16 protein-coding genes are annotated in these 23,837 nt (G+C 67.0%); 8 read left to right on the top strand and 8 right to left on the bottom strand.

Features of this window, described 5'->3' with window-relative positions:
* Positions 1 to 198 precede the first annotated feature (198 nt).
* From CH293_RS06510 to CH293_RS06495, 4 genes are all read right to left on the bottom strand, one after another.
* Positions 199 to 1,524, bottom strand: coding sequence for a S1 family peptidase (locus CH293_RS06510; RefSeq protein WP_255122718.1), 1,326 nt, complete (start codon positions 1,522 to 1,524; stop codon positions 199 to 201).
* A gap of 103 nt (positions 1,525 to 1,627) precedes the next feature.
* Positions 1,628 to 2,794: a hypothetical protein gene (locus CH293_RS06505; RefSeq protein WP_255122717.1), complete on the bottom strand. Its 1,167-nt coding sequence runs from the start codon at positions 2,792 to 2,794 to the stop codon at positions 1,628 to 1,630.
* Positions 2,795 to 2,878: 84 nt separating this feature from the next.
* Positions 2,879 to 4,993, bottom strand: coding sequence for a LuxR C-terminal-related transcriptional regulator (locus CH293_RS06500; protein WP_094719703.1), 2,115 nt, complete (start codon positions 4,991 to 4,993; stop codon positions 2,879 to 2,881).
* Between the two features lie 4 nt (positions 4,994 to 4,997).
* Positions 4,998 to 6,836: an Hsp70 family protein gene (locus CH293_RS06495; RefSeq protein ID WP_255122716.1), complete on the bottom strand. Its 1,839-nt coding sequence runs from the start codon at positions 6,834 to 6,836 to the stop codon at positions 4,998 to 5,000.
* Between the two features lie 241 nt (positions 6,837 to 7,077).
* Here CH293_RS06495 and CH293_RS06490 point away from each other — a divergent pair, with 241 nt between their 5' ends.
* The 3 genes from CH293_RS06490 to CH293_RS06480 all read left to right on the top strand — a co-directional run bounded on the left by CH293_RS06490 (position 7,078) and on the right by CH293_RS06480 (position 13,224).
* Positions 7,078 to 9,858 carry an IniB N-terminal domain-containing protein gene (locus tag CH293_RS06490; protein WP_094719701.1) on the top strand — a complete coding sequence of 927 codons (2,781 nt, stop codon included), beginning with the start codon at positions 7,078 to 7,080 and terminating at the stop codon, positions 9,856 to 9,858.
* A gap of 79 nt (positions 9,859 to 9,937) precedes the next feature.
* Positions 9,938 to 11,773 (top strand): dynamin family protein, encoded by a 1,836-nt coding sequence (locus CH293_RS06485; RefSeq protein ID WP_094719700.1) that lies wholly within the window; start codon positions 9,938 to 9,940, stop codon positions 11,771 to 11,773.
* A complete protein-coding gene (locus CH293_RS06480) occupies positions 11,770 to 13,224 on the top strand; it encodes a dynamin family protein (RefSeq protein ID WP_094719699.1) in 1,455 nt (484 codons plus the stop codon). The genes CH293_RS06485 and CH293_RS06480 overlap by 4 nt, the downstream gene beginning before the upstream one ends.
* Here CH293_RS06480 and CH293_RS06475 read toward each other — a convergent pair.
* From CH293_RS06475 to treS, 3 genes are read right to left on the bottom strand one after another with little or no spacing between them, the layout of a single operon-like run.
* Positions 13,214 to 14,164 carry an ABC transporter substrate-binding protein gene (locus tag CH293_RS06475; RefSeq protein ID WP_094719698.1) on the bottom strand — a complete coding sequence of 317 codons (951 nt, stop codon included), beginning with the start codon at positions 14,162 to 14,164 and terminating at the stop codon, positions 13,214 to 13,216. The two genes, CH293_RS06480 and CH293_RS06475, sit on opposite strands and share 11 nt — an antisense overlap.
* 51 nt (positions 14,165 to 14,215) lie before the next feature.
* Positions 14,216 to 14,824 (bottom strand): hypothetical protein, encoded by a 609-nt coding sequence (locus tag CH293_RS06470; protein WP_094719697.1) that lies wholly within the window; start codon positions 14,822 to 14,824, stop codon positions 14,216 to 14,218.
* A gap of 40 nt (positions 14,825 to 14,864) precedes the next feature.
* Positions 14,865 to 17,045: a maltose alpha-D-glucosyltransferase gene (gene treS / locus CH293_RS06465; protein WP_037104392.1), complete on the bottom strand. Its 2,181-nt coding sequence runs from the start codon at positions 17,043 to 17,045 to the stop codon at positions 14,865 to 14,867.
* Between the two features lie 229 nt (positions 17,046 to 17,274).
* Here treS and CH293_RS06460 point away from each other — a divergent pair, with 229 nt between their 5' ends.
* From CH293_RS06460 to CH293_RS06440, 5 genes are all read left to right on the top strand, one after another.
* Positions 17,275 to 17,775 (top strand): Pro-kumamolisin, activation domain family protein, encoded by a 501-nt coding sequence (locus tag CH293_RS06460; RefSeq protein WP_255122715.1) that lies wholly within the window; start codon positions 17,275 to 17,277, stop codon positions 17,773 to 17,775.
* Between the two features lie 284 nt (positions 17,776 to 18,059).
* Positions 18,060 to 19,904 (top strand): molecular chaperone DnaK, encoded by a 1,845-nt coding sequence (gene dnaK / locus CH293_RS06455; protein WP_037104397.1) that lies wholly within the window; start codon positions 18,060 to 18,062, stop codon positions 19,902 to 19,904.
* A complete protein-coding gene (gene grpE / locus CH293_RS06450; RefSeq protein WP_094719695.1) occupies positions 19,901 to 20,554 on the top strand; it encodes a nucleotide exchange factor GrpE in 654 nt (217 codons plus the stop codon). The genes dnaK and grpE overlap by 4 nt, the downstream gene beginning before the upstream one ends.
* A gap of 32 nt (positions 20,555 to 20,586) precedes the next feature.
* Complete coding sequence (gene dnaJ, locus CH293_RS06445) at positions 20,587 to 21,765, top strand: molecular chaperone DnaJ (protein ID WP_094719694.1); 1,179 nt, start codon at positions 20,587 to 20,589, stop codon at positions 21,763 to 21,765.
* The gene (locus CH293_RS06440) at positions 21,765 to 22,199 is read left to right on the top strand and encodes a heat shock protein transcriptional repressor HspR (RefSeq protein WP_080733820.1); all 435 of its coding nucleotides are present in this window, start codon (positions 21,765 to 21,767) and stop codon (positions 22,197 to 22,199) included. The genes dnaJ and CH293_RS06440 overlap by 1 nt, the downstream gene beginning before the upstream one ends.
* A gap of 191 nt (positions 22,200 to 22,390) precedes the next feature.
* Here CH293_RS06440 and CH293_RS06435 read toward each other — a convergent pair whose 3' ends face one another.
* A complete protein-coding gene (locus CH293_RS06435) occupies positions 22,391 to 23,491 on the bottom strand; it encodes a nitric oxide synthase oxygenase (RefSeq protein ID WP_230595549.1) in 1,101 nt (366 codons plus the stop codon).
* Positions 23,492 to 23,837 lie beyond the last annotated feature (346 nt).

Genomic DNA, 23,837 nt, shown 5'->3' with positions numbered 1-23,837 from the left:
AGCGTCACGAGATACTGTGCGAGATCCAGCCAAATTCCGTTGAATGCAGACACTTTCCGCTCCCCCTAGTACGTAGTCACTGACCGAGAAAGCATACCTTCGGTTCGAAAAAACGTCCGCAATTGAACCCCAGGTTTGTTCTGCGGACAAGAATGTCGCCGCATCTCGTAGCGAGATGCGGCGACAGGTCTGCGACGGCTACGCGACAGGCGACGTGCGCACGGTTGTTCCGGTTTCCGCGGCGACCTGGTCGATGGGGATACCGAGGCTCGCCGTGCCGCCGTACTGCGCGAGAGCCAGATTGGCCTCGGTGCAGTCCGGTGCGCCACCGCTGTTGGAGCCGCTGGTGATGCCGAGCGCCAGGGTGCCGGTGACGATGGCACCGCCGCTGTCTCCCGCGAGAGTGCATGCCGTGCTGGCGAATCCGCGAACGGCTCGGCTGCTGCCGTCTTCCATGTACAGCTGAGTCTCGACACGATCGGCAGCGACGATGCCGCAGGTGAACGACGACGACTGCCCCGACTTGCACACCGGTGCGCCCACCACGGGAGATGCGGTGCCGGTGATGGTGACGGTGCTGCCGTTGGCGCCGCGAACGGTGGGGCGGTCCAGCCCGGAGGCGACGCCCTTGTCGTTCAGGCCGATGACGGACCAGTCGAGACCGCTGGCCGACCCGAGGCTGGAACGGTCGAAGCTACCGATCTGGGTGCTGTCGGTGACGTTCGTCGGGTTCGGCAGGTATACCGGCGCACCCCCGGCGCCGGTGTCTGCGTGGGGATTGCAGTGTCCGGCACTGAGATTGACGGGATTGCCCGAGCCGTCGGTGGCGTTGAACCCGAACGAGCAAACACTGATGTCCGTCGGCGACGTGCTCTTGATGTCGGACTCGGTGGTGATGTACGTGTCGCCGCCCATCGGAGACGGGTCGACGGGCTTCGGCGCACCGGGAGACAGGATGACCTTCAAATTGGCAAGCAGCGTCGGCAGATTGAGCGCATTGCCGATCGGGCTGTTGACAACGTCGATGACGATCTGATTGTCGAGAATGTCGATCGACGTTCCGTTGACCTGGCTCGCGACCTCACGAGGCAGCGACCCGATCCACGCATTCAAGTCGGACAACGACTTCTCGAGGCCATCCGCGGACACCGGTGCCTTCGCGGTGTCGTAGCCGTCCTTGGCCACGGCCTGAGCGGCAGCGTCGGACGTCACGGCGACGACAGCATTGCCGTCGGGCCCGATCCAGGCACCTGCGAAATCGGACGGACGAGACGCACGGAAGTCGGACGCATACGTCGACAACTCCTGTGCACGTGCCGCGCGGTCGAGGTACTCCTGGGGAGAGATCTTCAGGTCACGCACCACTGCGTCGGCCAGTTCGCGAGGAAGCTGATCGGCGGGGCTCTGCACCACGGAGTTGGCGTCACTCACCGGATCCGCCGAAGCGGGAGCCGAGAAGAGACCTATGGACAGAAACGCCGTCGAACAAAGCACTGCGGCGCGCAGTGCCCCCGTGTTACGCATGAAGTCCCTTCATCGGGTGCTGAGCATCAGCGACCCACCATAGGGCATGGCGAGGACATTCCCGGGAATCTGCAGGTCGGACGCCTGGCGACGCCGCTGTTGATCAGTTCTGCGGTGCCTCGCGCGGGGACGGCGCGTTACCGCTCGGTAGTTCCTCGGCGGGTGTTTCCTCATCGGAATCCTCGACATCGACACCGCCTTCGCCGGTGTCGGTGTCCTCGTCGACCGGGTCCGTGCCCGGCTCCTGCACGAGCGGGGGTTCTTCCGTCGGAGACTCCTCGGTACTGGTGGGAGGAGGTGTTTCGGCGACCGGGACGGTGCGTGGAAGTTCCGGGGTGGTGGTCTCGCTCGTGGGGGCGGGCTCGGTGGGGATGTACTGGACGGCCGGTGCAGGGATCTCCGGTACGTCGGACGCGATGGGGACGACTGTCGGGAAGGGCAGTGTGGCGCGGGGCGCGGGTGTGGTCGACGGCGATGCAGCGACCGGTGCGCTTTCGATCTCCGGCAGGGCCGGGGCCGACGAATCCTGCAACACCAGGGCAGTGACGGCTCCGCCGAGGGTCAGGACGCCCGCGAGCGCGACGGCGGCGAGCACCGGCGTGCGAGCCCAGAGCGGGCGAACACTGCGCGCGACGACGATTCGTTCCGTCACCGCGTCGACCGGATACTCCGACGCGATCGCTGCTGCGCCGCGTGCTGCGGCGACACCCGAATCCGAGCCGGCCCAGGTGGACTGACTCGACTCCGCCCAGGCGGTCAATGCCTCGGATTCTGCGACGAGTGCGACGTGGGCGAGGTCGTACCGGTTCATCGCCATGCGGACGGCCGAGACTCGCTCGGCTGTCCAGGTGGCGGGGAAGGTCGCGGCGGCGGCAACCGACGCCATGTCTGCGCCGATGGACTGGGACACCTCGGCGAGGAGGCAGCGGAGAGTCATCGCGACGAGGTCGCCGGCCTCGTATCCGGATGGGACCTCGTCGGCGACGTAACCGGTGAAAACGGCCGCATCGGGGTCGTCGGTACCTCCGAGAGATGCGGAACCATCGGTGTGGATGTAGAGGACAGTGTTGTGCAGGGACGCGATGTGCAGCGACGGGCTCGCGCTGTAGGGGTGTGAGACGGCAGCGATCGACCGCTGATCGTCGATGTACAGCCCGACGTCCGGAATCCCACCGTCCGCCAGGTTGTCACCGTCCGCCAGGTTGTCACCGTCCGCCAGGTTGTCACCGTCCGCCAGGTTGTCACCGTCTGCCACGTGCCGGTTCACCATCGCCTGCGCTTTCCTGGTCTGCTCCGAGCCGGCGCACGACGCACCTGCTCACTGACCTGGATGTCGCATTCGGGGGTCTCGAAGTTACAGATCGGGCGATCCGGCGCCGTACCCGAGCGCGCGCAGCATGGACAGCAACTCGGATCGGGATCCGGCGCCCAGCCGACGTCGGATACGTGCCACGTGATGCTCGACGGTTTTCGCCGATATGTAGAGGCGCGCACCCGCCTCGCGGTAGGTGACGCCCAGGACGAGGAGCTCGGCAACTTCGGCTTCCCGTGCGCTGAGCGATCCTTTCGGCTCCGCGGTCTCGTCCGTCGTCGGTGCGGCGGTGGGAAGCCTCAGAGAGCGAGCAGTCTGGAGCAGCGACGTCGCGACCCTGGTGTCCGCCACGCGCAACGCCGCCTCACTGGCGAGTCGAGCCCCGTCCCACGACAATCCGTACCGAGTCAACGACTGCGCGGCGGCTTCCACGTCGGCGACGTTCGGGCTGCCCTGCAGTACCCCGAGCCACGCGCGGCCGGCTCCGGCCAGCGCCGCGGCGTACCGGTTGGACTCGGCGGCCTGGGCAAGTGCACGGGCGTGCGGGACGAGATCGGCGGGATGCTCGGCGAGAATCGCGGCCTGGACGCCGTACCAGTGCAGCGACGACGACCACGCGTGAGGCTCGTGCAGATCGGCAAGCACCGCGTCGGCCTGCGCGGTCAGATGTGCGACGCGTTCCGGTTGTCCCAGGCGGACGGCCGCCAGGAGCAGCTCCCCGACCGGGAGAAAGGACAGAAGATCCACCGAGTACGACGCGACGACGTCCAAGGCATCGTCCCATGCGGTCAGCAGTGCTCCGGTGTCACCGGATCGCCGTGCCAGTCCGACGCGAAGGCCTGCTTCGAAGAGTCGGTTTCGCGTATGAGACAGCGGGATTCGAACCGAGTCGAGGTGCGCTTGCGCGTCTGCGGTGTCGCCCGCGAGCATCGATGCCCACGCGCGCAGCAGAACGAGCCTCGCCCAGTGTGGATGCGCCGCGGGATAGGCGTCGACAGCCCGGCGGGCGGTGGCGTCGGCGCGTGCGAGATCACCGGTGTGGAGCGCGAAGAGTGCGGCGACGGCCGCCGCGGAATCGGGGCTCGCGCGACGAGTCGTGCCCGACGACATGGCGGTCGCCTGCAGGAGTGTGCTTGTCGCGAGCGACACTTCGGGCGTCGAGGTCGCTCGGATGGACTGCCGTATGCCCTCGGCGAGGAGCGTCGCCCGAGCCCCGGCCGCAGTCGGCGGACCGGCGGCGTCGGACGCTACGAGCGCCTCGGCTGCCGCTGCTTTACCGGCGACGAGGGCGGCTGCGATCGCCAGATCCGCATCGACGCCCGTCCGCTGCGGACCGAGCCAGGTGTAGAGCTGGGCGGCACGGGTCAGCATTCCGCGCTCGGCCGCGACGGCTGCCGACACCCGCACTGCGACGCGGACGTCTGCGACGTCGATCGAATCATGGTGCGCCAGGGCCGAGTCCGCCAGATCCTCGGCCGCGTCGAGATCGCCGAGAAGGAAGCAGTTCTCGGCCCGCGCCGGTGCGACACTCACAGCATCGGCCCCCGCAGCGACGGCGCGCTCGTACAGGCGGACAGCGCGTTCCGGCTCGGCACCCGAGGCAGCAGCCGTCAGGTACGTCGCGAGCTCCGGATGTCGGATTCCGTTGCTCGCCAAAGTTACTGCAATACCGAGATCGAGAGTGTCGGTCTTGCAGCGGTATTCGAGCAATTCGGTCGCAGTCGACTGCACGCGTCGTGTGCCGACGACGGAGTGCAGCGCGCGTTCGACCTCCGGCAGTGATTCCAGCGTGGTCGACAGCAACCCTGCGGCGACGGCATCGTCCGTCGCGGACACGACATCGGCTCCGCTGCCGACCAGTTCGGTCACGACCTCCGGATCCGAGCCACCGCCCAGGTGCGCCAGCAGAACAACCGTCTGCGCGGACTCCGAAAGGGAGCGCAGGGCTGCGACCCTGTTCTCGAACACGGCGTCGGACACTGCTCGGGTGACCGCAACATCGGGCTCGGCCCGGGTGGCGGCGTCGAGTGCCACGTCGACCGACCTCGGGCAACCACCGGTGAGCGTCGCGATCGCGGCGGCGAGCACCGCGGACACCGGACGGCCCCTCGACGCGGCCAGTGCCGCAACGTCCGACTTGGTCAGCGCAGTGTGCACGGAATCAGTTTTGCCCGGTCAGGCCACCGAGAACGCCACCGAGACCATCGACGGTCCCGCCGACTACACCGCCCACACCGTTGCCGAGGTCGCTGACGGCCCCGCCGACTCCGTTGCCGACGTCACCGAGAGTGGGACCGTTGTAGGTGGGGCGCGAGGGGAGTTGCGGGCTCGGAACATTCACGCTCGGCGCGGTCACGTCGGGAACCGTCACGACCGGTGCGGTGGGTGCTGTACCGGCCGGAGGGGCGGTGCCCCCTGCGACGGGTGCGGCGGGGTTCTGCGCGGCGTTCGGGTCGGCGACGACGGTGCCGTCGGGTGCGATGATCGTGCCCGGTGCCGGAACGAGGGTTCCGTCGGCTGCGACGGTCGGTGCGGGAAGGCCGTTCTGGGTTGTTGCGGCCGAGTCGGTGCCCTGGCCGGTGTCGGCGACGACGGCGGCCGTCGTGCCGGGCGCAGTCGTACTCGTCGTTCCCGCGGTGTTCTCCGAGACGGTCTCGGCCGGCTTGTCGTCGGACGTCAATGCCGTGCCGACGGACAGGCCGCCGCCGGCGATGACGACGAGAGCGGCGACAGCGGCGACGACGATGCCTGCCTTCTTCCGGCCGGACATTCCGGCGGGCTCCGCCGATGCCGATGACGATGCCGATGACGAGGTCGGAGCCGGGCGTGGGGCGGGGCGGGTGGCGTCGGCGAGCGTCGCTGCAGGGGGCGCGGGCGGTGCGTCGGCGACGACGGCTGCGGAGATCTCGGCTGCGATGATCGCGCCGCCGATGGCGGGAATGCGGCCGGGGTGCGGACCGGTGACGACCGGCACGCGCAGTTCCGACGAGATCAGCTCGGCGACAAGGGGAATGCTGGAGCTTCCGCCGGTCAGGAGGACCTGGGTGACGTCGCCGACGTCGAGGCCGGTGGTGTGCAGCGTCTCGCGGATGAGCTCGACGGAATCGAGGATGGGTCGTCGGATCAGATCTTCGAGTTCGTCTCGGACAAGTCGTGTCTCGCTGCGCAGGCCGGGGAGGTCGACGGTCAGCGTGGTCGCGGTCTCGTACGACAGTCGCTCCTTCGCCTCGCTGCAGCGTGCGCGCAGTTCGACGAGAGCGCCGACGGTGTCCGGATCGAACGCGTCGAACTCGAAATCACGGCTGCTGGAGACGGTGTCGAGGACGTACTGGGTGACGATGTGGTCGAACTGCGAGCCACCGAAGTCCTGCGAGTGGACGCCGGTCCCGATGACACCTGCTTCGAGCCCGGTGCGCATGAGCGTGATGCCGAGCGAGGTGGCGCCGAGGTCGTAGATGACGGTCAGGCCCTCGCCCTGCTGCCCGCGTGAGCCTTCGAGCCAGCGCATCGCGGCGAAGGACTCGGGGACGAGGGTGGTGTCGGGGAGGCCGACGCGATCGAGCGCCTCACGCAGGACGTCCGAGGTGTATCCGGTCCACCGGTCGGGGTGGGCGACGACGAGCGTCGCATCGGAACCGTCTGCGTCCTGCGAGAGCTCGGAGACGAGGACGTGGGTTGCCGTCGCGAACAGGTCCTCGGCGGCGTAGGAATTGCCCTCTTCGTCGATCAGCGGGACAGGGTCTCCGACTCGGTCGGCGAACCCGGTGACGAGGTGCCGCTGCTGGCGGTCGGAGAGTGCGGCGAGATCGGGGGAGGAGTCGGGACGAAGATCGAGGGCGGTCCGACGCTCGACCGTCGGCATGGCCTCGTCGGTGGCGAAATCACGCGGTGCGTACGGATCGTGAGAGGCGTCGAGGGTGGCCACCGAGGTGACCGTTCCGATCCGAATACCGATCCCTGCGCTCATCATCATCTCCGACTTCGTAATAGGCAGCGCCACCCGTCGACGCTGCTGGTGATGTCGACAGCATCGCATCTTTCGTTACGTCTCACAGCTGGTGGCGGGCCGATCGCGGGCAAATCCCCTAACGGCCCCGAATCCCCTAATGCCGGAACCCTGGGTGGTGCCGATGGAGTAGGGGGTTCGTCCCCGTTGGGCGAACCGCCCCCGACCCATAGCTTTGTGATCAACCACGAACGACCCTCCGGAACCCCGCTTCCGAACATCCAAGGAGCCTCAGATGGCCACCAACGCAGTACTCGACTTCATCCTCAGCCTGCTTCGCGACGACGAAGCCGCAGCCGCGTACTGCGCCAACCCCGAAGCAGCCCTCGCGGCGGCCGGCCTCGGCGACGTCTGCCACGCGGACATCGTCGCCGTCGCCCCGCTCGTCGCCGAGTCCGGCTTGTTCGCCGGAGCAGGTTCGCAGCTCTCCGCGATCCTCGGCGCAGGCGCCGGGGCGGCAGGCAGCCTCGACGGTTCCCTCGCCGGTGGCGCTGCCATCGGAGGCGGGCTGTCGACCGGACTCGGTCTCACCGCCGGAGCCGTCGTGGGCGGCGGACTCGCAGGCGGCGGTGTCATCGGTGGTGGACTTGGCGGTGGACTCGGCGGCGACATCGACTTCGCAGGCGACATCGCCGCCCAGATCGGCGCCGCGCTCACCGCAGCACTGGCTGCAGGCGGCCAGATCGGTGTCGAGCTGGGAGCAGCGTTCGGCGCGGCACTCGAAGCCATCCTCGGCGCAGGCGCAGCCATCGGCGGTGGCCTCGATCTGGACGGCGGCCTCGGCCTGGGTGGCGGCCTCGACCTCGGCGGCGCGCTGACCGGTCTCATCGGCGGCGGCCTCGGCTTGGGCGCCGGGATCGGCGCGGAGCTCGGTGCAGGCGTCACGGCAGGCCTGAACACGGCCCTCGACGCAGCGCTCGGCGCCGTCGGCGGAATCGACCTGGGCGCCATCGCAGGCGTCGAAGGGGCACTCAGCGGAGCACTGGGTGCCGCATTCGGCATCGGTGGAGAGATCGGCGCCAACCTCGGCGCAGCACTCGGAAACGTCGTCGGCGCCGTCGTCGACGCGGGCCAGCTCGATCTCGGGCAGCTCGACCTCGTGGGAGGCCTGGCAGGTGGCCTCGGAACCGCACTGACCGCAGGCCTCGGCCTCGGCGGAGGTGTCGCAGCCGGACTCGGATCGGCACTCGACGCAGCTATCGGCGCAGGCGCGGGCCTCGGCGGCGGATTGGGCGCAGGACTGGGCGCGGGACTGGACGGCGTGTTCGCCCTGCAGAGTGGTCTCGCCGCGGCTCTCGGATCCTCCCTCGGCGCCGTGCTCGACGCCGGTGCGCTGGCAGACCTCGATCTCGGTGGCCTCGCCGGACTGGACCTCGGCGGCATCGTGGCAGGTACCCTCGGAACCGCACTGGACCTCGACGCAGGCGTCGTCGGAGATCTGACCACGTCCCTCGGAACCGCCATCGACGGCGCGCTGGGAGCGGGCCTGGGCGGTGCCGCCAACCTCGAAGGCATCCTCGGCGCGGCATTCGGAATCGGCGGAGAAGCAGGCGCAGGCCTCGGCGCCGCACTCGACGGCATTGCAGGACTCGGCGCTGGACTGGATCTGGGTGCGGCTCTCGGTGCAGGCGGAGCTCTCAGCGGCGCCCTCGACGGAGCGTTGGACGCAGTCGCCGGAGCAGCAGGCGGCCTGGACCTCGCTACCGGTCTGGAAGGACTCTTCGAGGCCGACGGCGGCCTGGCGTCGACCATCGGATCCTCTCTCGGCGCCGTGCTCGACGCCGGTGCACTCGCGGACCTCGACCTGGCAGGCGTCGCAACCGGCGACCTGGGCGCACTCGTCGGCGGAGCCGTCGGAACCGCGCTCGATCTCGACACCAGCGCAATCGGCAGCCTGACGGCCGCCCTCGGATCCGCGATCGACGCGTCCGCCGGGGTCGACCTCGACGCAGCAACGAACCTCGAAGGTGTTCTCGGAGCAGTCTTCGGCGTGGGTGGACAGGCAGGAGCCGACCTCGGCGCCGCACTGGACACGGTCCTCGACACCAGCGGAGCACTCGATCTCGGCGCAGCGCTCGGCGGCGGCGCAGAACTGGGCGGAGCGTTGACCGGAGCAGTCGACGCAGCCCTCGGCGCTGCAGGCGGTGCCACGGGCGGTCTGACCGGCGGCGCAGCCGGTGACCTCGGCGCAGGCGCAGTCGGCGGTGTGACCGCAGGACTCGGCGGCGGACTCGCCGCCGTCGGAAACGCGGGTGCAGGCCTGGCCGGCGGACTCGGTGGCGGACTGTCCGGCCTCGGCTCCCTCGGCGGTGGGTTGGCAGGCGGATTGGGCGGCGGCCTGACCGGTGCAGTCGGCGGCGCGGTGGACGGTGCTGCTCAGGCAGGTGCCGGTCTCGGTGGCGGACTGGCAGGAACGGTCGATGGTGCGGTCGCCGGTGCGGCCGGACTCGGCGGCTCGGTCGCAGGCGCCGTCGACGGAACCGTCGGCGCGGGTGTGGACGCTGCTGCACAGGCAGGCGCCGGACTGGGTGCAGGACTGGGTGCAGGACTCGGTGCCGGTCTGGGTGCCGGACTCGATGCGGGTGCGTCGGCAGGTGCAGAGGTCGCAGGCGGACTGGCGAGCGGCGCAGCAGCCGGAACCGACATCGCCGGCGACGTTGCCGGTGGCCTCGCCGGCGGTGCGTCGGCTGGAGCCGACGTCGCAGGCGACGTGGCCGGCGGACTGCAGGGCGGAGTGGCCACGGGAGCAGACGTTCTCGGCGGCGCAGCAGACGGACTGTCCGGCGGCTTCGACAGCGTCACCGACGCTGCAGGCAGCGCATCCGGCTCGTTCGACTCGCAGTTCGACTCCAGCAGCTGGTCTTCGGTGGACTCGAACGTGTTCGGTTCGGCGCAGTCCTCGCTGGACTCCTCGCTCCACTCGGAGGGCAGCCTGCACGGTGCCGCCGACAGCACCGCTGACTCGGTGGCCGACATCGCGTCGGTCGATCACCACACGGACCTGATCAACCCGTAACGTTCCTCTCCAGAGAAGTATGGCCCCGGGCGGTTCTTCCGCCCGGGGCCTTTTCTCTCGTTAGAGTCAGGTCGGACGAATGCACGAGCACCGAAAGAAGGCCATGGACGGGCAAGCGAAACAGCTGGCCGAGTTGCTCGATCGAACTGCGGCAGTGGCGCAGACGGTCGGTCGCTCCGATCTGGTGTCGAGAATGGAACTCGCGAAGGAACGGGTACTCGACCCGAGGAGACGCATCGTCGTCGTCGGGCCGCTGAAACAGGGAAAAAGCCAGTTCGTCAACTCGCTGCTGAACCTCCAGGTCTGTTCTGTCGGCGACGACGAGACGACGGCCATACCGACCGTCGTACAGAACTCCGAGCGTTCCTATGCCGAACTGGTGCTTGCCGATCCAGGTAACGACGCCGTGCGCGTCGAGGTTCCGTTGGACGAGCTGCAGAACATCACCCCGGCCAGTCCGCGAGCCGAGGGACGCGAAGTGCTCAGGCTCGAAGTGAACGTTCCGAGTCCGCTCCTCGCCGACGGACTGGTGCTGGTGGACACCCCCGGTGTCGGCGGCCACGGAAACCCGCATGCGGCAGGAACTCTCGGCCTCGTACCGTCCGCAGACGCAGTGCTCGTCGTGTCCGACGCCAGCCGCGAGTTCACCGAACCCGAAATCGCCTTCCTCCGTCAGGTACTCGGCCTGTGCCCGTCGGTCGCAGTGCTGATCACCAAGACCGACCTGTACCCGCACTGGCGTCGAATCGTGGACGCCAACCGCGCACACCTGCAGCGCGAAGGCCTGGACGTGCCGATGATCTCGCTGTCCTCCCTGCTCCGCTCGCACGCACTGCGACTCAGCGACGAGGAACTGAACGTCGAATCAGGATTCCCCGACCTCTACGCGTTCCTCCGGGACAACGTGGTCGCGCGCGCCGACGCCACCACACGAACGGCGGTATCGCTCGACATCCGTTCCGTCGCAGAACACTTGACACTCGCCATGGGAAGCGAGCTCGCCGCTCTTCGTGACCCGGAACGCGCCGCTGCAGCAGTGGCCGGTCTGCAACGAGCCAAGTCCGCCGCCGAGGACCTGCACAAGAAGACGTCCCAATGGCAACAGACCCTCGCCGACGGCATCGCCGACCTGGCGTCGGACATCGATCATGATCTTCGGGACCGGCTGCGCAGAGTGACCCGCGAAGCGGAGGAGACCGTGGACGAGGGCGATCCCGGTTCCGATTGGGCCGAGCTGGGTGATTGGCTGGAGGAACAGATCGCGGCATCGGTGGGCGACAATTTCGTGTGGGCGCACGAGCGTGCGCTGTGGTTGGCCGAACTCGTCGCCGAGCACTTCGCCGCCGCAGGGGCGGTGGCGCTTCCCGATCTCGATCTCGGTGATCTCGACGACGTGCTCGATCCCGTTGCGTCGCTTGCAGACCTGGAGACGGGCAAGATCGGCATCACCCAGAAGGTGCTCGTCGGAATGCGCGGTTCCTACGGCGGCGTGCTGATGTTCGGCCTGATCACCACCTTCGTCGGGCTGAGTCTGCTCAACCCCATCTCGATCGGCGCGGGTGTCCTCCTCGGAACCAAGGCGTACAAGGAGGACAAAGAGAATCGCGTTCGGACCAGGCGCTCCGAGGCCAAGATGGCGATCAGGCGGTTCACCGACGACGTGAGCTTCCAGGTGGGCAAGGAATCGAAGGATCGGCTTCGACAGATCCAGCGTGTTCTGCGCGATCACTTCACGTCGATCGCGGAGCAGACGCTGCGGTCGCTGAACGATTCTTTGCGCGCAGCGCAGGAAGCCGCCAACGTCGAACAGGCCGAACGAGGCACGCGCACAGCACAGTTGGATCGTGAGATGAAAGTGGTCGCCGAGTTGAGCGAGCGGGCGGCTGCGTTGGTTCCGAGTGAGACGTCACAGTGACGACGCTGGCCGATGCTCGTGCTCTGATCACCGCGGCTCGAAGCGCGTACTCCATCGACACCTACGGTGCCGCGACGTTGACCGCGTGCTTGGAGCGGTTGGATCAGCCGCTGCGGGTGGCGCTGGCGGGGTCACTGAAGGCGGGCAAGTCCACTCTGCTCAATTCGCTTGTCGGGCAGGACATCGCGCCGACAGACGCGACCGAGTGCACCAAGGTCGTGACGTGGTACCGCAGCGGCGCGACCCCGAGCGTCACGGCCTGGTACGACGGCGACCGATCCGCTCACGTTCCGGTGCAGCGTCGCAGTGGGCGTCTGACGTTCGATCTGGGCGAACTGACGGCGACTCAGGTCGACCGACTCGACGTCGAATGGCCCGCGCGGGCGTTGACGCACACCACCATCATCGACACCCCCGGTACCTCGTCGTTGTCTCGGGACGTGTCGGCGCGGACCCTGTCGATGCTGACGCCGGAGAACGCGTCGTCCGGGGCGGACGCCGTCGTGTATCTGCTGCGGACCCTCAACGCGACGGACGTGTCGTTTCTCGGTCAGATCGGCGCGCACGTCGGCGGCGAATCGGGGCCTCTCGGCGTCGTCGGCGTCGTGTCGCGCGCCGACGAGGTCGGTGCGGGCCGGATGGACGCGATGATGTCGGCCAAGGAAGTGGCGGCCAGGTTCGCCTCGGAACTGGAGGCGACCGGACTGTGCCAGGCCGTCGTGCCCGTCGCCGGCTTGCTCGCATTGGCCGCGGAAACGTTGCGGCAGGCGGAGTTCGCTGCCTTCGAGGTCCTCGCACAGGTGCCCGACGAGGACCTGCAGTTGGCGATGTTGTCCGCCGATAGGTTCTCGCGGCCCGGGCTGTTGCCGGTCGACGCGGACCTGCGTGCGTCGATCGTCGACCGGTTCGGCCTCTTCGGAATCCGCATGGCCGTCACGCTCGTCAAGCTCGGTGTACGAGATTCGCCCACGCTCGCCGCGGAACTCGTCGAACGCAGTGGGCTCGACGAGCTCAGGTCCGTCATCGACGTCCAGTTCGGCCAGCGTGCGGATCAACTGAAACTGCATTCTGCGTTGGTGACGTTGCAGCGGACGTTGGAAGCTCGGCCCATTGCCGAGTCTGCACAGTTCCGTGCCGAAGCCGGGCGAATGCTCGCCGACGTTCACGGTTTCCAGGAGCTGCGGTTGCTGGGCAAGATGCGCGTAACCACGCCCACGCTGCCGGAACCTGAACTCGCCGAATTGCAAAGGCTCATCGGCGGATTCGGCATCGACTCCTGGGTGCGGCTCGGCCTCGATCCGGATTCCGGGCAGGCGGAACGCTACGATCGCGCGCGTGCCGCCGCCCAGAAGTGGCGCAGACTAGCAGACCATCCGCTTCTCGATCAGTTCACCGCCAGGGCGTGCGGAGTCGCCGCTCGCAGTGCGGAGGGCATTGCGGCTACGGCGTAGGTGTGTACAGCTGCTCGGCGAGGTCCAGGCTCCACAGCGCAGTGATCGGGCCGCCGTCGTTGGTGAACTTGTCGGTACGCACTACCCGGTTCGACTGCACGGCAGGAAGGCCGGTCCACAGCGGATTGGAGTTGAGGGCACGCAGCTCCTCCTCCGAGGTGATCGCAGCGACGAGCGCCTGCGCATCGGAGATCTCCGAGAGATTCTCCGGTCCGAGATCCAGCTCGGGCGTCGCCCGGTCCCATGCGCTGCTGAAGTTCGCACCGATGTCGATCAATGCCGCCGCCGACACGCGCTCACGACCGATCGAAATTCCGCTTCCGTCGGACGTCGTGATCGGCAGAACCTCGGTGTTCGCGATGGCGTCGGCGTGGTCGGTCTTGATCTGCTCGACGCGGGCGTCGTACTCGTCGACGATCTCGGCGGCGCGGTCCTGCATGTTCAAGGCGTCGCCGACGGCTTCGACGTCCTGCTGCCAGGTGATGCCGGTGCCGTTCGAACCGACGGGCAGCACCGGCGCGACGGCGCTGAGCTGGTCGTAGATCTCCTCGATCACTTCGTTGCGGCCGATGATCAGGTCGGGGTCGACGCGGGCGATCGACTCGACGTCGATGACGTTGCGTGGGAACAGCTCGGGCACCCCGGCGTCGCGCAGGCTCTTCATCGGTTCGGTGAGCGGGCCGGGGATTTCCGGTGGAGCTTCGGTCTCGACAGGCATACCGATCACCGGCAGGTCGAACGCGATGGCGATGTCCAGGTCGCGCCTGCCGTCGATGACGACGACGGACTCGATCGTGTCCGGAACGGCGACGGTACCGAACTCGGTGACGACGTCATGGGTGCCGGACGCGGACGGCGTCGACTCGTCGGTGGAGCTACACGAGGCGGCCAGCACGATCAGCGCGAGTGCGGCGGAAGCGCGGAGGAGTGGTGTTTTCACCTGCCAAGTAAAGCAAGCCTAAGCATGTATACAACAATCGGGCGGCGAAGATCACTTACCGGAGAGGCCACTCCCCGCCGCCACCGCGGCAATACCCGCACACCCCGCCCCGACGAGCGGAGCCCACCGAAGTGCGGCCGACTGAAGCGCCCCCGCCGCCACCGACCCGGCGTCGGACATGAAGGACCAGAACAGCATGAACGCGCCCGTCGCAGCCAACCCTGCCACGAGCAGTACGACGCCTGACAGGGAGCGGAGCCCGCTCAGTGCCCCATGGGATCGTGACCTTCCGGATGCCGCGAGGCTCAAACCGAGTGCCGCGACGATCAGCAGCACGGCGCCCACCGCGGCGCTTCCGAGTAGCGTCACGGTCACCGTGTCCGAGATCTCCGACGAGGTGGCGCCGGAACCGTCGTCCGACACTGCGGTTTCCAGGGCAGATCGCACCGCGTCGTAGTTCAAGGCGACGACCGCTGCCAGCGCCAACGCGACGACAGTCACGGCGGCCCAAGCACCGAGGGCCATCCGGAAGGCAACGCTCGGTCCCCTCGAGTCCCTCGTTCCCCCCGACTCCTGGCGCGGGCGGAGCGGCTGCACGGCGAACTCGGGGCGCTCCGGCTGCGGGCGGAGTTCTCGGCGGGTGTTCTCCGGTTCGGTCACGGGTGCAGATCCTATCCGTCGACGTGCCGGAGCCTTGGCACTAGCGCAGGATCACCGGGATTCCTTGGTACGGACCCAGTGTCAACGGGAAACTGTTCAACTCGTCGACGACGCCGATGTCCGAATCGTCGAACATGTCGTACACCCCGGCACCCGCGGTGAGATGCTTAGACTGGATGGTCGCGGCCACCTCGTCGGACGTGAAGTTGATGACGGTTGCCTGGATGGTGCCCTGACCCAGTTCGTGAACCAGCACCAGCAGGCCCTTGTGCGACACCGTCGGCACATCCAGCTGCTGGGCGGTGGCGATTCCGTACCTGTTGCGCAACTCGATGATCCGAGCGAGCCTGCGGGCGAAGGACGATGGGTCCTTCAGCTGCTCGGGCAGCGATCCGTAAAGGCTGCGGCCTCGGGGAATGCCGGATTCGGAGCGCACCGCATCCGGGTAGCTGTCCATCAGGTCGTGCGCGCCACGGTTGATCCACCGCGTGTCGCCCTCGCGGATGAGATCGGCCACGTCGTCGGCGTCGATGGGCAGGATGCCCAGCAGATCCCAGCCCGACAGTGCGAACACACCAGGCTGCAGCGCGTTGTACATCGCGAGCATCAAGTGTGCGGTCTTCACCGTCTCGATGTCGGACTCGTCCATGCGATCGAGATCACGAATGCCGAGCGAGGCCGTGATGACACTGGCTGTGGTGCAGGCGATTCCGTTGGTGGTGAACGTGCGGTTGTACGGCGCCCAGCGGCCGGTCAGGCGATCGGTCAGGTCCGCGCGAATCTGATCGCCGAGGTCGGACCCCTTCACCACTTCACCGCAGTACTCGAACTCGTCCTCGGCGTGCAGCGTGGCGAAGTGGATGAGCTCGAAGGTCAGCTCGTCGTGATTCTGCAATGCGTGCACGAGCGAGGCCGGGTCGACGCCGTGATCGCGCGCCAACGTCATTGTCAGACGCAGGAATTCGGTGTTCCCCATGACCAAGGCGTGGTGGTAGGCGGGCCGGTTGATGAAGTCGTACGACAGATCGGCGCCGTTGGTGCCCATGGCCTTGATGTCGTCGATCGTCAGATTCAGCTCCTGGAAGGTGAACCCTCCCATCTTGCGCACCACACTGGCGATCAGATGGTTCGCGGCCTCGGACAGGGGATGCCCCTCGGACCAGCCAGGACCCTCGGCGCGGCGTTCGACACCCAGGAATCCGTTGGCGTCCAACCGAAGTGCACCCGCACCGAGATCTGCGATCGAATGGCACGCGTCGCCGATCACCAGGCGCATCCCCGCGAAAGACGGGTCCAGCCAGTTGATCGACGGTTGTCCCGCCTTGAAGTAATGCAGGTAGACCCAACGTCGCTCGACGCCGTCGACACCCACGACGGGCGCGGTTGCACTCCAGTTGGTTTCCTTGACGCCGAGTTCGTAGAAGATCACCCGCTGCAACTGGCCGATGATGTAGCCGGCGCGCGCGAGGTTGGCCTCGGCTTCCGCGTCGATGTTCTGGGAATCCGCCCCTGCGCGTACGCGGGGGAGCAGATGCCAGTCCTGCGGCTCGATCTCGACCATGTGGTAGATGCCCGGGTAATCCGCTACGGCCATCTCCGCGAGCCTGAAATCCGCGCCCTTGCCGGTGTGGCCGGGCACGATGTCGTCGATGACTGTTCCGTCGTACGCGGCCGCGACGACGCACAGGCGTCGGAACTCGTCCTCGGAGCCGAACGCCGGGTCGATCTGCATGCCGATGCGATCGAAGTGACCATCGACGGAGGGTGTCGGCCGCCAACCGTGAATGCCGCCCGCGACCTTGACCGGACCGGTGTGGACCGCAGTGATCCCGATGTCGGAGAACGCCTGCCACAGAGCCTCGTCGCCGAGGGTGCTGAGAAAGCTGGTGCGTGGCGCGTTGATCACGGAGATCGGGTACGCAGTGAACCAGACGGGTGCGCGCTCGACAGCGCCGCGCGGATTGGGGTCCGCATACGGGTTCTGCCACATGCTGCCCTTGCCGGAGAGTTGCTCGGCGATGAGTTTTGCGTCGCGCAGCATGGACTGCTCGGTCAGCCATTCGACGTATTCGGGGTTGTCGGCAGCAGGTTCGCCGTCCTGCGGCGTCGAACCGTTTCGGTTCGCTCGACGTACGGAGGGGCGTAGCGGCTTCGGTCTGGCCGGATAGAACTTCTCGTCGTAGGTGATCTCGCTCGGTTCGTGCTGCACTTCGGGATCCATGTGCCTCCGTAGCCTCGCTTTCTTCCAAACCCTACGTACCCGGCGCTGCTTCTGCAGAGTTCCCCGCATGCCCTGAAAATTGGGGGTCGAAACCGAATTACATGCGTGTAAGCCGAGACAACCGGTGTATCGGACCGTGTCCGTATCGAGACTGCCTGGTATGGAAAGTCTGCCGGTAATAGGTAATAGTTGAACGCAACAACAGCCACTTCAGTCACAGGAGTCACACATGCGTCGCTTTGCCCGCACCACAGTCTTGGCCTCGACGGCCGTGTTCGCCGCCGCCGTCGGTGCGGTCGCCCTGGCGCCCATCGCGTCGGCCGAGCCCGAGCCGACGGCCCCCGAATTCGGATCCTCGGTCGCGGAATCGACCGACCTGGTCGTCACGCTCGGAACCAAATGTGTCGACAAGACCGCCGACAAGCCCGAGGACGGCAAGGTCGTCGCCCTCGAAGTGACGGTGAAGAACGTCGGCGAGAGCGATGCGGCGAACGTCTCGGTGAACTACGGAGCTATCCCGGCCCCCGCCGGCGCCGTCACCGAGGACAAGATCGTGAAGGACAAGGACGCCGTTATTACTGTGCCCAGTGGGGACGCGGCGTGGGTCTCCCGCCCCGCCGGAGCCGTGGCCTTCTCTCCCCAGCTCGACGCCAACTACGTGGACAACGTCAAGGTCGAGTTCCTGACCCTCGACTGCTCCCCGGCCGAACCCGTCGAGGACGGCGAGTAGAAGCTCTGCTCCCAGCCCGCACGCCAGAGGGCGCACCGACTACGCACGACGAACTACGCCGCGACGAGCATCTGCCGTCGCGGCGTAGTGCTGTCCCGCCCCAATCACATGAGAGCGCGGAGTGCCCCGCCGGGAACAAATCTGCAACTGCCTCCGTTGGAGCTTTCGTAGCCTTGAGTGGATGGGGCTCAAGTCCGGTTTGACAGAAGTTGAAAACGTCTTGCAGACTTGAGTGCAGTTCGCTCAGCTAGGAACCAATCAAGCAACAAACAGGAGGAAACACTATGGCTCGTGCGGTCGGTATCGACCTCGGGACCACCAACTCGGTCGTGTCCGTCCTCGAGGGCGGCGAGCCGGTTGTGGTCGCCAACTCCGAGGGATCACGCACCACCCCGTCGATCGTCGCTTTCGCCAAGAACGGTGAAGTGCTGGTCGGCCAGCCCGCGAAGAACCAGGCGGTTACCAACGTCGACCGCACGATTCGCTCCGTCAAGCGCCACATCGGCACGGACTGGACCGTCTCGATCGACGACAAGAAGTACACCTCGCAGGAGATCTCCGCGCGTACGCTACAGAAGCTGAAGCGCGACGCCGAGGCTTACCTGGGCGAGGAAATCACCGACGCGGTCATCACCGTTCCGGCCTACTTCGAGGACGCACAGCGCCAGGCGACCAAGGAAGCCGGCCAGATCGCAGGCCTCAACGTCCTGCGCATCGTCAACGAGCCCACCGCGGCTGCGCTGGCATACGGCCTGGACAAGGGCGACAGCGAGCAGACCATTCTGGTCTTCGACCTCGGTGGCGGCACCTTCGACGTCTCCCTGCTGGAAATCGGCGACGGCGTCGTCGAGGTCCGTGCAACGTCCGGTGACAACCACCTCGGTGGCGACGACTGGGACGAGCGCATCGTGACCTGGCTCGTGGACAAGTTCAAGGCTCAGAACGGCATCGATCTGACCAAGGACAAGATGGCCCTGCAGCGTCTGCGCGAGGCTGCGGAGAAGGCGAAGATCGAACTGTCCTCCGGGCAGAGCACCTCGATCAACCTCCCGTACATCACGGTCGACGGCGACAAGAACCCGTTGTTCCTCGACGAGCAGCTCAGCCGCTCCGAGTTCCAGAAGATCACCTCCGACCTGCTCGACCGCACCCGTGCGCCGTTCCAGGCAGTGGTCAAGGACTCCGGCATCGCCGTCAAGGACATCGACCACGTCGTGCTCGTCGGCGGTTCGACGCGTATGCCTGCCGTCTCCGAGCTGGTCAAGGAACTCTCCGGTGGACGCGAGCCCAACAAGGGCGTCAACCCGGACGAGGTCGTGGCCGTCGGTGCTGCACTGCAGGCCGGTGTGCTCAAGGGTGAGGTCAAGGACGTTCTGCTCCTCGACGTCACGCCGCTGTCCCTCGGCATCGAGACCAAGGGTGGCGTGATGACCAAGCTCATCGAGCGCAACACCACAATCCCGACGAAGCGGTCCGAGACCTTCACCACGGCTGACGACAATCAGCCTTCGGTGCAGATCCAGGTCTTCCAGGGTGAGCGCGAGATCGCCTCGCACAACAAGCTCCTCGGCTCCTTCGAGCTGACCGAGCTGCCCCCGGCTCCTCGCGGCGTCCCGCAGATCGAGGTCACCTTCGACATCGACGCCAACGGCATCGTGCACGTCACGGCAAAGGACAAGGGCACCGGCAAGGAAAACACGATCAAGATCCAGGACGGCTCCGGCCTGTCCAAGGAAGAGATCGACCGCATGGTCGCCGACGCGGAAGCTCACGCCGACGAGGACAAGGCTCGTCGCGAAGAGGCCGAGGTCCGCAACCAGGCCGAGTCGCTCGTCCACCAGACGGAGAAGTTCGTCAAGGACAACGAGGACAAGGTCGACGCAGAGCTCAAGGGACGCGTCGAGACGGCTATCGAAGAGGCCAAGTCGGCTCTCGCAGGCAGCGACATCTCGGCAGTCAAGGCCGCCGTGGAGAAGCTGTCCACCGAGTCGCAGGCTCTCGGCACCGCCATCTACGAGGCTCAGGCCAAGGAGCAGGGCGGCGCAGAAGGCGGAGCTCAGGCTGCTGACGACGGTGTCGTCGACGCAGAAGTTGTCGACGAGCCCGCCGACGACGCGGAGAAGAAGTGAGCTCGCGCGACAGCGATCACGATCTGCAGCACACCGAGCAGGAACCGGTCACTTTCGTGGACAAGCGAAAGATCGATCCCGAGACCGGTGAGCCTCGGGAAGGTGACGCAGTACCGGAGCCCCTCGCGGGCACCGGCACTGCGCCCCAACCCGACTCGGTGGACGACGAGGGCATCGAAGCAGAGGTGGTCGTCGACCCGCGCGATACGCAGGTCTCCGAACTCACTGCAGATCTGCAGCGAGTGTCGGCGGAGTACGCCAACTACCGGCGTCGGACCGACCGGGAGAAGCAGACGGGAGCGGAGAACGCCAAGGCGTCCGTCGTGTCCCAGCTTCTTCCCGTCCTCGACGATCTCGAGCGTGCGCGTCAGCACGGTGATCTCGAGACCGGGCCGCTGAAGTCGGTGGCGGACAAGTTGGCGGGAGTGTTCGCCAACATCGGTCTGACCACGTTCGGCGCCGAGGGCGACGCGTTCGACCCGGCGATCCACGAGGCCGTCTCGCACGAGGGCGACGGAAGCAATCCCGTCGTCGGAACCCTGATGCGTCCGGGTTACAAGCTCGGCGAGCGGGTTCTGCGGACAGCCATGGTCGGCGTCGTCGACGATGCTGGACAGCACTCGGATGCGCCTGCATCCGACGAGCAGTAAAAAAGAGATAGCGCGGAAGGAGGAAACGCCCGGTGAGCCAGCGGGAGTGGATCGAGAAGGACTTCTACAAGGAGCTGGGCGTTTCCTCCAGCGCATCTGCAGAAGAGATCAAGAAGGCGTACCGCAAGTTGGCGCGGGACAATCACCCCGACGCCAACCCCGGAAACGCCAAGGCCGAGGAGAAGTTCAAGGCCGTCAGTGAGGCCAATGCGGTCCTGACGGACCCGGCCAAACGCAAGGAGTACGACGAGGCCAGGCGGCTGTTCGCGTCGGGCGGCTTCGGTCGCCAGGGTGCCGGCGGATTCAGTCCTGGTGCAGGCGGATTCGGCGGCGGCGGGCAAACGTTCGACGTCGGCGACATCTTCGGTCAAGGTGGCGGCGACGGTGGTATCGGCGACCTGTTCGGTGGCCTGTTCAACCGCGGCGGCACTCAGCAGCGCACCGCGAGCAGTCGTCCGCGACGCGGAAGCGACGTCGAGACCGAGACCACTCTCGGTTTCCGTGAAGCCACGCAGGGTGTGACGGTTCCGCTGCGTCTGACCAGTCCGTCGTCCTGCACCACGTGCCACGGCAGCGGTGCCAAGCCCGGGACCAGTCCGCGGGTGTGCCCCAAGTGCAACGGCGCGGGCGTGATCAACCGCAACCAGGGAGCGTTCGGGTTCAGCGAGCCGTGCGACGACTGCCGCGGGACCGGTTCGATCATCGACGACCCGTGCGCCGACTGCCGCGGAACGGGCGTGCAGAACCGCACCCGCACGATCACCGTGCGGGTGCCCCCGGGCGTGTCCGACGGTCAGAAGATCCGTCTCGCCGGCCAAGGTGAAGCAGGACTCCGCGGAGCTCCGTCGGGTGACCTGTTCGTCACGGTGCGCGTGCGAGCGGACAAGGTGTTCGGACGCGACGGCGACAATCTGACGGTCACCGTCCCGGTCAGCTACGGCGAGTTGGTACTCGGAACCACGCTGTCGGTTCCCACGCTCGACGGCCGCGTCGGCGTGAAGGTGCCGCCGGGAACTGTCGACGGTCGGGTGCTGCGCGTCCGCGGACGAGGTGTCCCGAAGAAGACAGGTACCCCCGGTGACCTCATGGTCACGGTCAAGGTCGCTGTACCGCAGAAGCTCGACGACCCGGCCACCGAAGCATTGAACGCTTATCTGGAAGCCGAGAAGGCCAGCGGATTCGACCCGCGGGCCGGGTGGGCAGGTGCGTAATGACTGTTCCTACTGGCGGGGGTTCGGGCCAAGGTAATTCTGGTCGTTCCGCAGGCTCCACTCCCGGTGACCCCGACGCCCAGGTCTTCGTCATCTCGGTGGCGGCCCAGCTCGCGGGAATGCACGCCCAGACGCTGCGCACCTACGACCGCCTGGGTCTGGTCACCCCGCACCGGACCACCGGCGGTGGGCGTCGGTATTCGCCGCGTGACGTCGCGTTGCTCCGCGAGGTGCAGCGACTGTCGCAAGACGAAGGCGTCAACCTGGCCGGTATCAAGCGCATCATCGAGCTGACCAATCAGGTCGAGGCTCTACAGGCTCGGGTGTCCGAGCTGGCGCAGGAACTGGCGAACGTCCACGCGAGCTACCGCCGCGACCTGGTACCGGTTCAGCGGAACGCCCTCGTCGTCTGGAAACCGCGCAACCAGCGCTGACAACCGACCCACGCTCGCCGACGCCGGTGCGTCGGCGGGCTTTTTCGTCCCCGGGCCCGGCTGCATCGGCACTCGGCCCCGGCTGCGCGGGTTTCAGTGGGTGCGCGTGCTGCACCAGGTGCTTGGGCTGGAACCCACGCGTTCACCCTCGGTTGGTGACCGACTGAGTCGTTCGGTCACTCGGCCTTACATCACCCGAACGGGCAACCCGACGCCCCGCGGGAGACGAAGTTGGGTCGGATGTCCATGTCGGGTGGATCGTAGAGCCGGTGGAAGGTCGGGGTGATGCCGGACGACATGGGCGGGTTGATCCACGACCAGTCCGTCGGGCAGGCGCGGCCGGCTCGGGCTTCGCGGTCGACGTGGTCGACGAACTGCTTGGCGACGGTGTGGTGATCCACCATGTAAGCGCCGGTTTCGCGGAAACTGTGGATGACGGCTCGGTTGAGTTCCACCAGTGCGCGGTCTCGCCACAGTGTCCGTTCCGAGCTCATGTCGAGGCGCAGTTTCTTGGCGATGGTGGGGAGCATGTCGTAGCGGTCGGTGTCGCTGAAGTTGCGTGCGCCGACTTCGGTGTTGACGTACCAGCCGTTGAACGGTGCGCAGGGGTAGCGGACGCCGCCGATCTCGAGGTCCATGTTGGAGACGGCGGGTACGGCGTGCCATTTGAGCCCGAGCCCTGCGAACCAGCGGTAGTTGGGGTGGACGAGGTCGACTTCGAGGACGAGGTCGCGGGGGACGTCGAACCAGCGGATCGGCTCGTCGGGCGTGGAGATCATCAGTGGCAGTACGTCGAATGCGGTGCCCTCGCCGCGCCATCCGAGCCGCTGGGCCAGGGCGGTGAGTTCGAGGTGCGCGGGGTCGCCGGTGATCGTGCCGTCGTCGGCGCGGTAGCCGGCGTAGCGGATGAGTTGGGGGCTGATGATCCGGTATTCGCGGCCGTCGGGCAGGGGCGGCGGGCCGACGGTGACGATGGATTGCAGTGCGCCGCCGTTGGTGGCCACGCGGAGGTGCTCGAAGCAGGCGTCGGCGATGCCCTGTGCCGTGGTGGCGTGCCGTGCGTCTATCAGCTTCAGGGTGCGCCAGTGTTTCCGTCCGACGCACCGTGCGTGGTTTCGCCACGCCAGTTTGGCGCCGACGAGGATCTCCTCGGCGGATTGGACGTAGGTGCCCGTGGCGCGGAGCTCGGCGAGCGCCTGCGTCGCCCGAGACGCGGGTAGGTGTTGCAGTTCCGGTTGGTCGAAGAACTCGCGGCACTCGGTGAGGCGCGCGCTCAGGCCGGGATCGTCGATACGTGGCCCGACTTTTCGGCCGTTCGCTGGTTCCTTCACGTCCGCCCCGACAGCGACAGTCACGTTTTGCCTACCCCGTTTCGATCGGTCCCGCTGAATGTTCTCGATTCGACGCAACCGAATCCTAGGTCCTCGAACTGTCGGTGAAAAGGCCTGGAAATCGATGCGACTCAAGCGGTTTCGACCTCGGGGTTGGTTATTGCCGAACGCGGCAAGCTATTTCCCGGTTAACGCAGTCGAAGCAGGTCGAGTGAATCCGCTCGGTGGGTCATGTCCGAGTCACTGGGTTAGACTGCCTGGAAATCACGGCGGTCGAGAAACTAGTGCCGGCTGCCTTGGCGCACGT

Source organism: Rhodococcus sp. 14-2470-1b (assembly GCF_002259415.1).
Lineage (GTDB): Bacteria > Actinomycetota > Actinomycetes > Mycobacteriales > Mycobacteriaceae > Rhodococcoides.
Note: the sequence above shows the minus strand (reverse complement) of the source record. Positions and strands in the feature narration are given on the sequence as shown.

What these genes read in the sequence shown, in the direction of transcription:
- treS (WP_037104392.1), bottom strand. Translation starts at nt 17,045, where the DNA reads ATGGATCCCGAAGTGCAGCACGAACCGAGCGAGATCACCTACGACGAG.
- CH293_RS06510 (WP_255122718.1), bottom strand. Translation starts at nt 1,524, where the DNA reads ATGCGTAACACGGGGGCACTGCGCGCCGCAGTGCTTTGTTCGACGGCG.
- CH293_RS06460 (WP_255122715.1), top strand. Translation starts at nt 17,275, where the DNA reads ATGCGTCGCTTTGCCCGCACCACAGTCTTGGCCTCGACGGCCGTGTTC.
- CH293_RS06485 (WP_094719700.1), top strand. Translation starts at nt 9,938, where the DNA reads ATGCACGAGCACCGAAAGAAGGCCATGGACGGGCAAGCGAAACAGCTG.
- CH293_RS06490 (WP_094719701.1), top strand. Translation starts at nt 7,078, where the DNA reads ATGGCCACCAACGCAGTACTCGACTTCATCCTCAGCCTGCTTCGCGAC.
- CH293_RS06440 (WP_080733820.1), top strand. Translation starts at nt 21,765, where the DNA reads ATGACTGTTCCTACTGGCGGGGGTTCGGGCCAAGGTAATTCTGGTCGT.
- dnaK (WP_037104397.1), top strand. Translation starts at nt 18,060, where the DNA reads ATGGCTCGTGCGGTCGGTATCGACCTCGGGACCACCAACTCGGTCGTG.
- CH293_RS06505 (WP_255122717.1), bottom strand. Translation starts at nt 2,794, where the DNA reads ATGGTGAACCGGCACGTGGCAGACGGTGACAACCTGGCGGACGGTGAC.